At 68.4% G+C, this 13,825-nt stretch carries 12 protein-coding genes; 2 read left to right on the forward strand and 10 right to left on the reverse strand.

Annotated features, from left to right (window positions below):
* Positions 1 to 276 precede the first annotated feature (276 nt).
* The gene (locus tag VF167_13795; GenBank protein HEX6926488.1) at positions 277 to 3,621 is read left to right on the forward strand and encodes a VCBS repeat-containing protein; all 3,345 of its coding nucleotides are present in this window, start codon (positions 277 to 279) and stop codon (positions 3,619 to 3,621) included.
* Positions 3,622 to 3,683: 62 nt separating this feature from the next.
* On the opposite strand, the gene VF167_13800 is transcribed toward VF167_13795, so the two are convergent.
* From VF167_13800 to VF167_13840, 9 genes are all read right to left on the reverse strand, one after another.
* On the reverse strand, positions 3,684 to 5,441 hold the full coding sequence (locus VF167_13800) for a VWA domain-containing protein (protein ID HEX6926489.1): 1,758 nt from the start codon (positions 5,439 to 5,441) through the stop codon (positions 3,684 to 3,686).
* Positions 5,438 to 6,424, reverse strand: coding sequence for a VWA domain-containing protein (locus tag VF167_13805; protein ID HEX6926490.1), 987 nt, complete (start codon positions 6,422 to 6,424; stop codon positions 5,438 to 5,440). The genes VF167_13800 and VF167_13805 overlap by 4 nt, the downstream gene beginning before the upstream one ends.
* Positions 6,421 to 7,428: a DUF4381 family protein gene (locus VF167_13810; GenBank protein ID HEX6926491.1), complete on the reverse strand. Its 1,008-nt coding sequence runs from the start codon at positions 7,426 to 7,428 to the stop codon at positions 6,421 to 6,423. Before VF167_13810 ends, VF167_13805 begins: the two co-directional genes overlap by 4 nt.
* The gene (locus tag VF167_13815; GenBank protein HEX6926492.1) at positions 7,425 to 8,363 is read right to left on the reverse strand and encodes a DUF58 domain-containing protein; all 939 of its coding nucleotides are present in this window, start codon (positions 8,361 to 8,363) and stop codon (positions 7,425 to 7,427) included. The genes VF167_13810 and VF167_13815 overlap by 4 nt, the downstream gene beginning before the upstream one ends.
* A 2-nt stretch (positions 8,364 to 8,365) precedes the next feature.
* Positions 8,366 to 9,358, reverse strand: a complete 993-nt coding sequence (locus VF167_13820; GenBank protein ID HEX6926493.1) for a MoxR family ATPase — start codon at positions 9,356 to 9,358, stop codon at positions 8,366 to 8,368.
* Between the two features lie 133 nt (positions 9,359 to 9,491).
* A complete protein-coding gene (locus tag VF167_13825) occupies positions 9,492 to 10,370 on the reverse strand; it encodes a pseudouridine synthase (GenBank protein ID HEX6926494.1) in 879 nt (292 codons plus the stop codon).
* Positions 10,360 to 10,902: an SMC-Scp complex subunit ScpB gene (scpB, locus tag VF167_13830; GenBank protein ID HEX6926495.1), complete on the reverse strand. Its 543-nt coding sequence runs from the start codon at positions 10,900 to 10,902 to the stop codon at positions 10,360 to 10,362. The genes VF167_13825 and scpB overlap by 11 nt, the downstream gene beginning before the upstream one ends.
* Positions 10,892 to 11,650: a segregation/condensation protein A gene (locus VF167_13835; GenBank protein HEX6926496.1), complete on the reverse strand. Its 759-nt coding sequence runs from the start codon at positions 11,648 to 11,650 to the stop codon at positions 10,892 to 10,894. Before VF167_13835 ends, scpB begins: the two co-directional genes overlap by 11 nt.
* Positions 11,647 to 12,297 (reverse strand): site-2 protease family protein, encoded by a 651-nt coding sequence (locus VF167_13840; GenBank protein ID HEX6926497.1) that lies wholly within the window; start codon positions 12,295 to 12,297, stop codon positions 11,647 to 11,649. The genes VF167_13835 and VF167_13840 overlap by 4 nt, the downstream gene beginning before the upstream one ends.
* A 186-nt stretch (positions 12,298 to 12,483) precedes the next feature.
* On the opposite strand from VF167_13840, the gene rpsT reads away from it, so the two are divergent.
* Positions 12,484 to 12,744: a 30S ribosomal protein S20 gene (gene rpsT / locus VF167_13845; GenBank protein HEX6926498.1), complete on the forward strand. Its 261-nt coding sequence runs from the start codon at positions 12,484 to 12,486 to the stop codon at positions 12,742 to 12,744.
* Between the two features lie 89 nt (positions 12,745 to 12,833).
* On the opposite strand, the gene VF167_13850 is transcribed toward rpsT, so the two are convergent.
* Entirely contained in the window at positions 12,834 to 13,814 is a 981-nt protein-coding gene (locus VF167_13850; GenBank protein HEX6926499.1) for a zinc ribbon domain-containing protein, read from the reverse strand.
* Positions 13,815 to 13,825: the final 11 nt, after the last annotated feature.

Genomic DNA, 13,825 nt, shown 5'->3' on the forward strand with positions numbered 1-13,825 from the left:
GGCCCGCGATGGCCGGACCCGCTGGCGCCCCGCCCCGGCTCGCCGGGCGGGGCGTCATGTTGATAGAGCCCTCCCGCTTCAGAACAGCCCGGCGGCAGCTGGACCAAAGCACGATCCCGGACAACCGACGACTGACATTTCCCTCCACGCCCATCCGGCTCTTAAATTTGCCGAGCGCACTCAGGTCCGAGCGCGACGGCGGCGCGAAATCGCCGCGCCGAGTGCCACATGCGCGCTCCCGGCGCTCCCCTTCCCCCGAGCTCTCGACCAGCGACGATGGTGATACCTCGCCCCGGACCGATCGGTACGCTTCTGCTTCTTTGCTCCTGGCTGTGGATGGGCTGCTCGCGGGACGCGCCGGACGAGGCGCTCTTCGAGCTGCTGCCACCTGAGCAGACCGGGGTCACCTTCCGCAACGATCTCCCGGTCGATCCGGAGCTGAACATCCTCAACTACCTGTATTACTACAATGGCGGGGGCGTGGCCGTGGGAGACGTGGATGGGAATGGGTACCCCGACCTGTTCTTCACCGCCAACCTCGGTCCCGATCGGCTCTATCTCAATCACGGGAACTACCGCTTCGAGGACGTCACCGAGCGGGCGGGCGTGGCCGGTCCGGACAGCTGGACGAGCGGGGCCACCATGGCCGACGTGAACGGCGACGGGGCGCTCGACATCTACGTGTCGGGCGTGGACTATCTCTCCTCCCGGGGAGGGAACATCCTGTACGTCAACAACGGCGACGGAACCTTCACCGATCGCACCACGGAGTACGGCCTCGAATACGCGGGATACTCCACCCAGGCTCTCTTCGTCGATTACGACGCGGATGGGGACCTCGACCTGTACCTCCTCAACCACTCGACACACGACGAGCGCGGCACCCCACGTAACCTGACGCCCCACCCCACCGCCGGCGACCGCCTCTTCCGCAACGACGGCAACCACTTCGTGGACGTGACCCGGGCCGCCGGTATCCTGTCGAACGCAGAGGGTTACGGCCTGGGGGTCGTGGCCAGCGACCTGAACGGCGACGGTTGCATCGACATCTACGTCGCGAACGACTTCGAGGGGGACGACCTCTACTACCGGAACAACTGCGACGGCACCTTCACGGAGTCACTGCGCGAGGCGATGGGCCACACGAGCCGCTTCTCGATGGGGGTCGATGCGGCCGATTTCAACAACGACCTCCGGCCGGACGTCTACGTCGCGGACATGCTGCCCACCCGCGAGGAGATTCTCAAGACCTCCGCCAACGCGGAGAGCTTCCGGACCTTCCAGCTGCGCCAGCAACTCGGCTACCATCCCCAGTACGCCCGGAACACCCTGCAGCTGAACCGCGGCGACGGAAGCTTCAGCGAGATCGGCTACTTCGCGGGCGTACACGCCACCGATTGGAGCTGGGCGACGCTGTTCGCCGACCTCGACAACGACGGCCTGAAGGACCTCTTCGTCACCAACGGCATCTTCAGACGGCCCAACGACCTCGACTACATCCAGTTCGTCGGCCAGGCGTCGGTGCAGCGCTCGCTTGCGGCCGGAATCACCAGGGAGAACCTCGCGGTACGCGACCATATGCCGCAGGTGGCGATCCCGAATTTCGCCTTCCACAACAACGGCGACCTCACCTTCACGGACATGGCCGAGGCGTGGGGGCTGGGCCAAGCCGGCTTCTCCAACGGCGCCGCCTACGTGGACCTGAACAACAGCGGCGCGCTGGACCTCGTCGTCAACAATATCGGGGCGCCGGCCTCCATCTACCGGAATCGGGCGCGCGAGATTGGCGGCAACCACTACCTGAAGGTGAGCCTGCGCGGCAGCGAGAGGAACACCGCCGGGATCGGAGCGAAGGTGATCGTCCGGCACGGGGATGTCACCCAGATGGCGGAGCAGGTGCCCACGCGGGGATTCCAGTCGTCCGTGGATCCTCGCGTGCATTTCGGACTTGGCGCTGCCGAGCGGGTCGACTCCCTGGTGGTCATCTGGCCGGATCGACGCTTCCAGGTGCTCACCGCGGTGCCGGCAGATACCACGCTGACCCTCTCGCAGGAGGACGCGGCGGGCGACTACTTCGACGCGGTAGGTGGAGAGCTAGGCTTAGCAGGAGATGAAGGGATGTCTGGAGACGCGCAGCCGGTCATCCAGGAGGTGCCCCTGCCCCAAGGCCTCGCCTACGCGCACGAGGAGAACGAGTACTTCGACTTCAACCGCGAGCCGCTCATGCCGCACATGGTCTCGCGGGAAGGGCCGGCGCTGGCAGTGGGGGATGTCAACGGAGATGGTCTGGACGACGTGTTTCTCGGGGGAGCGAAGTGGCAGCCGAGCAGGCTGCTCGCGCAGCGCCCGGATGGAAGCTTTCTGCCCATTTCGGAAGCAACGTTTCGCGCGGATAGCCTGCACGAGGACGTCGATGCGGCCTTCTTCGACGCCAACGGAGATGCGGCGCTCGACCTCTACGTGGTGAGTGGAGGAAACGAGTTCTGGGGCAACTCGGAGGCGCTGCTCGACCGCCTGTACCTGAACGATGGACAGGGCGAGTTCACCCGAGTTGCGGAGGCTCTCCCACCGATGTTCGAGAACGGCTCCGTCGTGGCGCCCGGCGACTTTGATGGCGACGGCGACACCGACCTGTTCGTCGGCGGGCGGGTCGTGGCGCGCGCCTACGGACAGATCCCTCGCAGTTACCTACTCCGCAACGATGGCGGACGGTTCACCGACGTCACTGACGAACTCGCCCCCGAGTTGCGGCAGGTGGGCATGGTCACCTCGGCGACGTGGCTGCAATCGGGGCAGAATGGACCGCGGGAGCTGGTGGTGGTGGGCGAGTGGATGCCGGTTCGCCTTTTCCGGGTGGAAGGGGGTAGGCTGGTCGAGCGGACCGAGGAGGTGGGGCTGGCGGGCACGGAGGGATGGTGGAACCACGCGCAGGCAGCCGACCTGGATGGAGACGGGCGTGAAGACCTGGTGCTCGGCAACCTGGGCCTGAACTCGTACATCCGCGGATCGGCCGAACAGCCGGTGCGGATGTTCGTCGGAGACTTCGCGCGGACCGGGCAGTTGCAGCAGATCATCACCCTCTTCCACGGGCAGGAGAGCTATCCGCTGCTGGGGCGCGACGAGCTGCTCGAGGCGATCCCGCCGCTGCGCGAGCGCTTCCCGACCTATGCGTCCTTCGGGGCCAGTCAGCTCGACGAGATCCTCACCCCCGATCAGATCGAGAGCGCAGAGGCCTTCGAGGCGCGGCAGTTCGCGAGCTCGGTTGCCCTGCGCGACGAGAACGGGCGCTTCCACCTGCAGACGCTGCCGGCGGAAGCTCAGTTCGCACCGATCTACGCGTCGTTGGCGACGGATCTCACCGGCGACGGAGTGGTGGACCTCCTGCTGGGGGGTAACTTCAGCGGCGTCACACCCCTGCGGGGCGCATACGACGCGACCTATGGGGTGCTGCTCCTCGGCCTGGGAGGCGGACGATTCGAGGCGGTGGATCCAGCGGAAAGCGGGCTCTCGGTGGAGGGGGAGGTGCGCGGAATGGGCGTGGTCCGGCGACCGGACGGCGAAAGCCATATTCTCATTGCCCGGAACAACGACGTGCCCGTGCTGCTGAGCGCGGCACGCTGAGCAACCGCCGACCGCGCAGCATGCGCCCCGCGCGGACAATCGCAGAGCTGGTGTCGACTCGCTCAGTGCGCTATTCCTCCGCGCGGCTGCGGCTTCTCCAGCGTCTCCCGCTGGACCCCCACCTCGCGATTCGCGGCCTGCTGGAGTAGTTCCTCGGCCTCCTTGCGGCTCATACTGGGGCGATCCAGTCCACCAGACCCGGCTTGAGGTAGTGGATCCTGCGTGCCGGCACCGCCGCCCCCTCGGCCGCCATCACCAGTGGCTCCGCCGCCTCCTCCACCACCTCCACCGCCGGCGCCAGGCCCTTCCGGCTCGGGGGGATCGGGCGGCTCGGGCTCGGGTGGCCGCGTCCGCTCATCCCGCATGAGGCGCAGCGCCAGCTCGAGGTTCCACTTCGCGTCCACGTCGTCCGCATCCAGCCGGAGGGCCTGTCGGTAGTCTTCGATCGCGTCGCGCAGAAGTCGAAGGCGCTCCTCGCGATCCCGCGGAGCGGCGCCTCCCGGGGTGAAGAAGGGCTCGAGCCGGGTGTTCCCCAGGTTGTAGCGTGCGCGCTGACGAAGCTCCGGCTCTGCAGCCCGGGTGGCCGCCTCGAGCGGGGGTCGGGCCTCCTCGAAGCGCTGCCGTTGCAGGAGGACGGTTCCGAGGTTGTAAAGCGGCACCGACTCACCGGGCTGCGCGGCGGCGACTCGGCGGTACATCGCAACCGAATCGACCGGCTGATCCGCCGCTTCCGGGGACGGAGCCCGGGGATCGGCGCAGCCCGCCGAGAGGGCCAGCAGCAGGGCCGCGACGCCGCCGCCCAGGTTCCTCCTGACCAACCGGCCTCTAAGGCCACGGGCGAGAAGAGCCTCCAACGCCAGCAGAAGCAGGGCGAGCACTGCGAGCCAGGCAAAGCGTGGCGGCCCCGACACCTCCTGCCCGGCTCCCCAGCCCGCCACCCCCCTCACCAGCCGGGCCAGGCGCTCCGCGGACGCTTCACCCATCGGGAGGTATTCGCCGCCCGTCCCGGAAGCAATGGCCCGCAACAGGCCTTCGTGGAGTTGCGACTGCACCAGCCGGCCGACCGCGTCCTGCTTGTATCCAATTCGCTCGCCCGTCGCCGGGTCGAGATCGGGCACGGGCCCCCCTTCGACCGAACCCACCCCGACGGTGACGATCGGAATGCGGGCCCGGCGCGCGAGGCTGATCGCCTCTTCCAGATCGTCGCGTTCCTCCATGGTGTTCCCGTCGGAGATCACCACCAGGCTGCCTCCCTCCCCTCCCCCGGCCAGCAGCAGCCCCACGCCCTGCCGGATCGCCCCGGCCAGGGCCGACCCCGTCTGCGTGATCATGCGCGTGTCGAGCGCGTCGAGATACAGGTCGATGGCGCCCGCATCGCGGGTGGGAGGGGCGAGTGCGTAGGCCCGACCCGCAAAGACCACGATCCCCACCGGCACCCCTGCAAGCTCTGAAACGAGCCCCGCCGCTGTCGTCCGCGCCGCGGCGAGTCGGGTCGGCGTCCCGTCCTCGACCAGCATCGAGCTGGACACGTCGATCACCAGCACGACCGGTCCACCCCGCACCGAGCTATCCGCCTCCCCGATTCCCCACCGCGGATCGGCGAGGGCACCCGCCAGCGCCATCGCCGCGCCGATCACCAGCAACACCCTCGACCAGGGAACGCGCCGCAGGTCGACCCCGACGAGGCGAGTTAGCAGCATAGGATCGCCGAAGGCCTCCGCGACCCGACGACGCCGACGCAGGTGCAGGAAGAGGCCGCCCGCCACCAGCAGCAGGATCGCGGCTCCGAACGCCAGGCCAACGGTGGGATGCCAGGTCATCCGGGTACCACCCCCCAACGCGAGCCACGGAGCAGCCATTCCATCGCCAGCACCAGGCCGGCCGCCAGCAGAACCGGTAGATACCACTCTTCGTACAGGACCCGTCGACGCTCCTCCAGCGGCGTCGCGACCATGCGATCGATCTCCTCGTAGATCGCGCGCAGCGCAGCCGGATTGGTGGCGCGGAAGTACAGACCACCCGTCATCTCGGCGATCTGCCTCAGGAGGGCCTCGTCAATCCCCACCGGTTGCTCCGCGTAGACGAGGTCTCCCCCTACCCGCTCCACCGGCACGCGCGCCACTCCCTGAGATCCCACACCGATGGTGAAGACCCTCACCCCCAGCGCGGCTGCGGCCGCCGCCGCGTCCAGCGGCGCGATGGCGCCGCGGTTGTTCTCGCCGTCGCTCATCAACACCACCACGCGCTCACGCCCCGGCAGCATTCGGAGCCGGTTCACCGCGATCGCGAGTCCGTCACCGATGGCGGTGCCGTCATCGAGCAGTCCCACGGTCAACCCACGCAGGGCATTGAGCAGCACGGGGCGGTAGGTGGTCACCGGGGAGACGGTGATGGCCTCCCCGGCGAAGGCGACCAGACCGATCGGATCCCTCGTGCGTCCCTCGATGAAGGAAGCGACGGTCTCCCTGGCGACGGTGAGGCGATTGCGAGGCTGGAAATCCTCCGCGAGCATGGAGGAGGAGAGGTCGATCGCGACTACGACCGGGACGCCGAGGCTGGCGTCCTCGACGATGCGCCCAGGGGTGCGCGGCCGCGCCAGCGCCACCAGCAGCAAGGCGAGAACCAGCCCGCGCAGCAGGAGTGGAAGCAGGACGAGCCACCGCGCCGTCGTCGAGGCTGCGCCGAGCTCTGCCGCGGACGGAAGTGGCAGATACGCGCGCCGGCCCCGCAGCAGCCACCACAGATACGGTGGGATCAGCACCAGCCCGGCCAACCAGAGGGGTTCGCCCCAGCCGAGGCTCATGCGGCCTCCTTACGCCCCGGATGCGCGTCCGCCGGTGCTGGCGGCCAGGCCGAAACCCATCTGCGCATCTGCTCTTCATACATCCGGATCTCCGCCAGCTCGGAATCCGTGACGCGGCCGGAAAACTTGACCTGGTCGGCGCGGTAGAGCAGGCTCGCCAGGGCGGCCACCTGCGCCCCGTCGTGGCCAGTGCGCTCCAGAAGGTCGATCAATTCGGTAGTGGTGAGGTCCTCTCCCACACCGGCCGCCTCGCGGATGTACCGGCGCAGCACCCGCGAGGTACGCACGTGGTACTCCTCGATCAGCCCTCGCTCCGGCAGACGCTCGCGCGCGATGGCATCCAGTGAGGCAAGTGCGGCGGCGCGCGGGTCGACCTCCCTGTGTCCGGCCCTGGAGCGCCCGCGCAGAAGGAGCCACGCAACTCCGGCAACCAGCACCAGCAGCAACACGACGGGGACGACCCAGCCACGCCCCACCGGGACGGGCTGCGCCATCGGGAGCACTGCCTTGGCGGGACGAGGGACGTGTAGCGAAGTGTCCGCGGGGAGGACAGAGCGAACGATCGGTAGGCGGAGCCGCACGCGCCGGTCACTGACTACACCGTCGGCCCCGCGAACCCGAATGGGGAAGGATCCGACCAGCGAGTCACTAGGGGTCCAGGCGACGAGGGTGTACGTGGCGATCCAGTGGCCCGCGGAATCGCGCGCGACCCGCAGGGAGTCGGCCGCTTCCACCGGCTCGATCAGGCGGAAAGGCGGGAATTCCACCGTCGCACCCTCGGGTGCGGCGACCTGCAGGCGCACCCGGAAGTGATCGCCCACGGTGACCGTATCGGGGGCGATTCCGGCACTTGCGGTCAGCGGGAAGGTGGAAGGCTGGGACGGTGGGACAGCGGCCCTGCCCACGGCGGCCGAATCGCCGTCCGCCGGGTCCTGGACGTTCGGAGGTGCCTGGAGCAATGTCGCCAACGCGATGGCCCACGCGAGCAATCCCGCCGCGTTCATCGCCGTCGACGTCGCTCCCGACGCTGGAAGAAGGCGAGCAGCTCGCGGCCGAACGGGGCGTCGGTCCGCAAGCGAATCTCGTCCACGCGTCGCCGGCGGAACAGGCGCCGGGCCTCCTCGGCATCGCGCGATACTGCCTTCGCGAATGCCTCCTGAGCCTGACGGGAGGAGGTGTCGAGGGGGGTCACCTGGCCCGTCTCCGGGTCGCGCACTTCGATGAGACCGACCGCGGGCAGGGCTTCGTCGAGCCGATCCGCCAGGTGCACGGCCACGACGTCGTGGCGGGCCGCCGCCGCGGTCAGCGTGCTGCCGAACTCGTCCCAGCCGTCACCCAGCCGGAAATCCGAGAAGAGGAAGATGATGGAGCGGCTGGGGGCGAGCCGGAGTGCGTAATCCAACCCCGCCGAGAGGTTGGTGCCGCGATCCCGGGGTTCGAATGCCAGTAGGTCGCGCACCAGCCGCAGGACGTGCCGGCGCCCTTTGCGAGGAGGTACGAACCACTCCACGGCGCTGGTGGTGACCAGCAGCCCCACGCGGTCGTTGTTGCGAATGGCGGACATGGCGAGGGTCGCTGCCACCTCCACTACCACCTCCGACTTCAGCCGGCCGCGCGAGGCCCAGCGCTGCGAGCCGGAGAAGTCCACCACGAGCAGCACGGTGAGCTCCCGTTCCTCGTGGTAGCGCTTGAGGTAGGGCTCGCCCAGGCGTGCGGTGACGTTCCAGTCGATGGAACGGACGTCGTCGCCAGGAAGGTATTGGCGGACCTCGGCGAACTCGATCCCCTGCCCCTTGAAGACCGACTGGTACTCGCCGGAAAAGCGCGAGTTGACGAGCCCTCGGGTGCGCAGATCGATGCGGCGGACCTGCCGCAGGACCTCGCGCGAGGCGGGGATCGGATCACGGCGGAGCGGCTCGGGCGTGGGTCGACGGAGCATGCTCAGGGAGTCCGAGCCGCCGCCAGCACGCGCCGCACGATGTCGTCGGAGGTAATCTCCTCGGCCTCCGCCTCGTAGGTCACGATCACCCGGTGGCGCAGCACGTCGGGAGCAACCGCCTTCACGTCTTCCGGGATCACGTAGCTTCGCCCGCGCAGAAAGGCGTGAGCTCGTGCGCACATGGCCAGCGCAATCGTTGCCCGGGGCGAGGCCCCGAACTCGATCAGCGGCACCAGGTCCTTGAGGCCGAGCGACGCGGGGTCGCGCGTGGCGGCGACCAGGTCGATGATGTAGTCGCTGATCTTGTCGTCCAGGTAGAGCTGGGCGATCGCGCGCCGGGCTTTCAGTATCTCGGCGGGCGTGGCCACGACCTCCACCGGGATCGGCACACCGCCGGACATCCGGCGGAGGATCTCCTTCTCTTCCTCCCGTGAGGGATACCCGACCACCACCTTCAGCATGAAGCGGTCGACCTGCGCCTCCGGTAGCGGGTAGGTCCCCTCCTGCTCGATCGGGTTCTGGGTGGCGAGCACGAGGAAGGGCTCCGGCAGCGCGAAGGTGTCGCCGCCTACCGTGACCTGCCGCTCCTGCATCGCCTCCAGGAGTGCCGCCTGGACCTTCGCCGGCGCCCGGTTGATCTCGTCGGCCAGGACGATGTTGGCGAAGATTGGTCCGCGGTGCGGGACGAACTCGCCGGTCCGCACATTGTAGACAACCGTGCCGATCACGTCGGCCGGCAGCAGGTCCGGAGTGAACTGGATGCGGGAGAAGGTTGCGTCGATCGTCTCGGAGAGGGTCTTGACGGTGAGCGTCTTCGCCAGCCCCGGCACTCCCTCGAACAGCACGTGCCCACCGGTCAGGAGGCCGATCAGCAGCCGCTCGATCATGTACTCCTGACCGACCACCCGCTTGTGCACCTCCCCCACGATCCGCCGGGTCAGGGTATCGCCGGCAGGGGCAGACGGGACTTCGCGGTCAGCAGCAGTGCGTTCCATGGGTCCAGTGCTGGTGTAGCCTGACGCACTTCAGCGCGTGCGCCGGCAGCTTCTCGACAGCGACGTGCTCGCGGCGACGACACGGAGGACAGGATATCTCGGCGCGGAGGCGAGGCCTTACCTCGCACCGACCTCACCGATTCCCGCGCCTGCCACGACCCCTCGGCGGGGAGTCTGTCCGGGGCGCCTGGGTCTCCGTCGCCACCGGCTTCTGCTTCGGCCGCCCCCGGCGTGCGCCGCCCCGAGATTCGCGAGGTCCGCGAGGCCCGCGGGGCGGCGCTACCGGACGCTCGTCCTTGCTGCCGAGGGCCGCCATCTCCTCTGCCGTCAGGTAGCGCCACTTGCCCGGCGCCAGGCGGCCAATCTCGACCGGCCCGAAGCGCCGGCGGAAGAGCCGACGCACAGGATGCCCGACGGCCTCGAGCATCCTGCGCACCTCCCGTCGCTTCCCCTCCCGCATGACGACGGCCAGGCGGATCACCCCCGGCCGGACCTCGCTCCGCACCTCCACCGACTCGGCCCTGGCCGTACCGTCCTCCAACTCCACACCGGTAACCAGCTGCCGTAGTGCGGAGTCGGTGGGCAGCCCCTCGACGTCGGCCCAGTACTCCTTGGTGGTGCCGTACCGCGGGTGCAACAGGCGATTGGCCGCTATCCCGTCGTTGGTGAGCAGGAGGAGGCCCGAGCTGTCACGGTCGAGGCGCCCTACGTGGAAGAGGTGCCGGAGGTGTTCGGGGAGCAGGTCGTACACCGTCTTTCTCCCCTCCGGGTCCTCACGCGTGGTCACGTACCCCTTGGGCTTGTGGATCGCTACCCACTGCGTGCGCTGGGGCGCGACGACCTGCCCCTCGACCTCGACCACGTCGGCCGCGGGATCCACGCTCATCCCCAGCTCGGCGACCGCGCCATTCACCCGCACCTTGCCTGCGCGGATGAGCTCCTCGCTAGCTCTACGGGAGGCGACACCGGCGCGGGAGAGGTAAGCCTGTAGCCGGACCGTCTTACTGTCCATCCCCGTTGGCCCTCGCAAGAACGACGGGAAGATCCTCCGGACGCGGCAGATCGGCCAGCGACCGGAAGCCGAAGTGTGCGAGGAACGCGGGGGTCGTGCCATAAAGGAGCGGCCGCCCGAGCGTTTCCGCGCGGCCGACCACGTCGATGATCCCTCTCTCCTGCAGCGTGCGTAGTACCCCTCCGGATCCCACGCCCCGGATTTCCTCGATCTCCGCCCGCCCGACGGGCTGCCGATAAGCGATGATCGCCAGCGTTTCGAGGGCCGGCGTCGACAGCTTGGGCGACACGGGAACCGAATGGAACCGATCGAGGATGGACGCGAACTCGGGTCGGGTGAGCAGCTGGTAGCCTCCGGCGATCTCGTAGATGTCGAAGGCTCGCCCCTCGCGCTCGTACTCGGCCCGCAGCTCGGCGATGAGGCGCTCCACTACCTCCTCGTCGAACGCCGGGTCCGCACGGGCCAGTTCTTCAGCGCTCAGGGGCGCCTCGCTGGCAAACAGAACCGCTTCGATGATCCGGCTAGGCCGCATCGTCCGTAACCTTCGCTCGATACACCCAGAGCGCCTCGAAAGGAGCGCTCTGTCGTAGCCGCAGCAGACTGCGTCGACTCAGCTCCAGGCAGGCGAGCAGCGAGGCGACCGCATGCATGCGCGTACCCCAGGGCGCCACGAGGGTGGCGAATTCGATGCGCTCGCGCCGCCGCAGCGCGGCCAGGACGTGCTCCATCTTCTCCTCGATCCGTACCGGCCTCGCAGCGAAGGTGTAGCCGGGCTCCGGCTCCGCAAGCCTCTCCACCAGCGCGAGCACCGCTGCCCATACTTCGTCCCAGGTGACCTCGAGTGGCGCTTCGGCCAGCGAAGGTACTGCACGGGGCTCGGTGAACCCGCGAGGGAAGTGGCGCGCGCGCTCCCGCTCCGCCTGTTCAAGTCGATCCGCCGCCTCGCGGAAGTGCTCGTACTCCAGCAGCCGCCTCACCAGGTCGGCCCGTGGATCCTCCGCGTCTTCTTCCTCGTGACGCGGGAAGAGCATCTGCGCCTTGATCCGCACCAGGGTCGCCGCCATCTCCACGAACTCGCCCGCGCGGTCGAGCTCCAACCGATCCACCTCCCGGATGGCGGCGAGGAACTGGGCCGTGATGCGAGCGATGGGGATGTCGAAGATGTCGATGTCCTGCTTGCGGATGAGGTGCAGCAGGAGGTCCAGCGGCCCCTGGAAGCGGTCAAGGCCTACGACGAAGGGATCGACTTCGAGCTGTGCGGCGGCGGCAGCGGACGTCACACCAGCATTCCCTTGAACACCATCGCCGCACCGTACAGCCAGTTGAGGGGGACGAGCAGGAAGGTGAAGCCGGTCACCCAGAGCAGGAGCAGCACGATGACCGTCCCCCCCATGCCGATCTGCCGGTAGCGGTAGGCGAGACGCGTAGGCAGCAGGTAGGCGAAGACGTGCGAGCCGTCGAGCGGCGGGATCGGGACCAGGTTGAAGAGCATCAACACGAAGTTGATGTAGACCCCGTACTGCGCCATGGTCCGCAGGATCAGCCAGGTGGTCGTCAGGTCCGGCACCAGGCGCAGCAGCCACTCGCTCAGCGCCATCACCACCGTGAAGGCGATCGCCAGCAGGAAGTTCGACGCCACCCCGGCGAGCGACACGAGGATGTCTCCTCGCTTGTAATTGCGGAAGTTGCGCGGGTTGACCGGAACCGGTTTCGCCCAGCCGAAGATCAGCCCTCCCGGGGCCAGGGCGAGCAACACGGGGACCAGGATGCTTCCGATCGGGTCGATATGCGGGATCGGGTTCAGGGTGATCCGCCCCAGCATGTATGCCGTGGGGTCACCCTGCTGCCGCGCCACCCACCCGTGGGCCACCTCGTGGACCACGATCGAGAAAATCAGGACAGGTAGGAGAATGATCAGGTCTTGCATGGCGAGAAGCTAGCGCGGGCACGAAGGCATGTCAAAGCCGCCCTTCCGGGAAATCGTCACCCTCCCCGACTGCGCGCGTGCACGCCCGAAGGCGGCAATGCGTTGACATCTCTCCGCTCTACGTCTATTCTTAACGCTTGTGTCAGAAGATTGACGATTACCCTTTCGTTCCACCGGAGGCCTGTTTTGCCGAACGTCAAGTCCGCTGAGAAGCGGATGCGGACCAACAAGATCCGTGAGCAGCGGAACAAGGCAGCCCGCTCCCGGCTCCGCACCGCGATCAAGAAGGCCCGCCTGGCAGAGGGTGAGGGGGCCGAAGCCGCGTTCCTGCAGGCTAAGTCCCTGCTCGACCGCGCTGCCCGCAAGCGGCTCATTCACCCCAACAAGGCCGCGCGCCTCAAGTCGAAGCTCTCCCGCGTGGCGAGAGAGCGCGGCGTCAGCGTCTGAATCGACGCCGTTCAGCGGACGAAGCGCCCCGCCGGATCCCTCCGGCGGGGCGCTTTTCCTTGTTCACGATAGGCGCCTCGAGGGCGGGATCATCCCAGATCCACGCCGCACACGCCGCAGTACCAGGCGGCCGGATCGTTGGAGTAGCCGCACTCCGGGCACTTCAATCCGGGCTGCGGGCGGGTCTCGGCAGACGGCACGTCCTCCTCGGCGGGAGCGCGCGGCGCCGTGGCGGCGATCGCCCGATCGAGCTCCTGGAGGAATGCGTAGTCGTCGTCGCGATGCTCCGGGTCGAGCTCGTTGGCGAGCGCCTCCGCCTCCGCGGCAAAGGCCGTGATCTCCACCAGCTCATCGTCCGGCGCGGCGACGCCGCCGAAGGAGGCCTGGGGCGGATGCGCAGATCCCTCCCGGGATCCCTCCCCTCCCTCCGCCGAGTCCTCCTGCGGCGCGGGTACGACTACCTCTTCCAGGAGCGGCAGATCGGGATCCCACTCGGCCGCGGCGTCGGCAAACGAGGTAGGTTGCGGCGCCTCGGAGACCGGAGCATCCGCGTCCCACGCCGGCCCGTCCGCAGGCGTCGCCGCCGCAGGACCACCGTCCTCAACTGTAGCCTCGTCATCATGAGTGCCTACCGCGACCTGGCGGAGGAGGTCGTCCAGCGCGGCCATCTCGCGCTCCGTCTTCGCGCGCTCCTCGGCCGCGGCGGCAACTTCCGCTTCCAACCCCGGACGGCGCTCCTCCCAGTGCTCGTCGGAGAGCTCGCCGATCCTGTGCCGCAGACGCGCCTCCTCCAGCGCTTCGATCGCGGCATCATGTCGCTCGGCCGCAGCAAGGAGCCGTTCCTCGAGGCGCTCGCGATCGCTGGCCAGCGCCTCCGAGTGCGCGGCCAGCTCGGCCATCACCGCCGCCAGCCGCTGTTCGTAGTCCTCGCGGACGCGCCGGGCCACCTGGGCGGGAATATCACTGCCCACCTCGTCCAGTCGGGCAAGCCATTCCTGGAGTTGGGTCCGCCGCGCCAATAGCTCGGCCGTGGTCTCCGTTCCCGTCTGCTGCTGTTCGGAAGGAGTCATGCTCGTAAAAG

This window comes from Longimicrobiaceae bacterium, from assembly GCA_036375715.1.
In the GTDB taxonomy this organism is placed as follows: domain Bacteria; phylum Gemmatimonadota; class Gemmatimonadetes; order Longimicrobiales; family Longimicrobiaceae; genus DASVBS01.

Coding starts and splice junctions, on each gene's coding strand:
- VF167_13795 (HEX6926488.1), top strand. CDS start 277: ATGGTGATACCTCGCCCCGGACCGATCGGTACGCTTCTGCTTCTTTGC.
- VF167_13800 (HEX6926489.1), bottom strand. CDS start 5,441: ATGACCTGGCATCCCACCGTTGGCCTGGCGTTCGGAGCCGCGATCCTG.
- VF167_13805 (HEX6926490.1), bottom strand. CDS start 6,424: ATGAGCCTCGGCTGGGGCGAACCCCTCTGGTTGGCCGGGCTGGTGCTG.
- VF167_13810 (HEX6926491.1), bottom strand. CDS start 7,428: ATGAACGCGGCGGGATTGCTCGCGTGGGCCATCGCGTTGGCGACATTG.
- VF167_13815 (HEX6926492.1), bottom strand. CDS start 8,363: ATGCTCCGTCGACCCACGCCCGAGCCGCTCCGCCGTGATCCGATCCCC.
- VF167_13820 (HEX6926493.1), bottom strand. CDS start 9,358: ATGGAACGCACTGCTGCTGACCGCGAAGTCCCGTCTGCCCCTGCCGGC.
- VF167_13825 (HEX6926494.1), bottom strand. CDS start 10,370: ATGGACAGTAAGACGGTCCGGCTACAGGCTTACCTCTCCCGCGCCGGT.
- scpB (HEX6926495.1), bottom strand. CDS start 10,902: ATGCGGCCTAGCCGGATCATCGAAGCGGTTCTGTTTGCCAGCGAGGCG.
- VF167_13840 (HEX6926497.1), bottom strand. CDS start 12,297: ATGCAAGACCTGATCATTCTCCTACCTGTCCTGATTTTCTCGATCGTG.
- VF167_13850 (HEX6926499.1), bottom strand. CDS start 13,814: ATGACTCCTTCCGAACAGCAGCAGACGGGAACGGAGACCACGGCCGAG.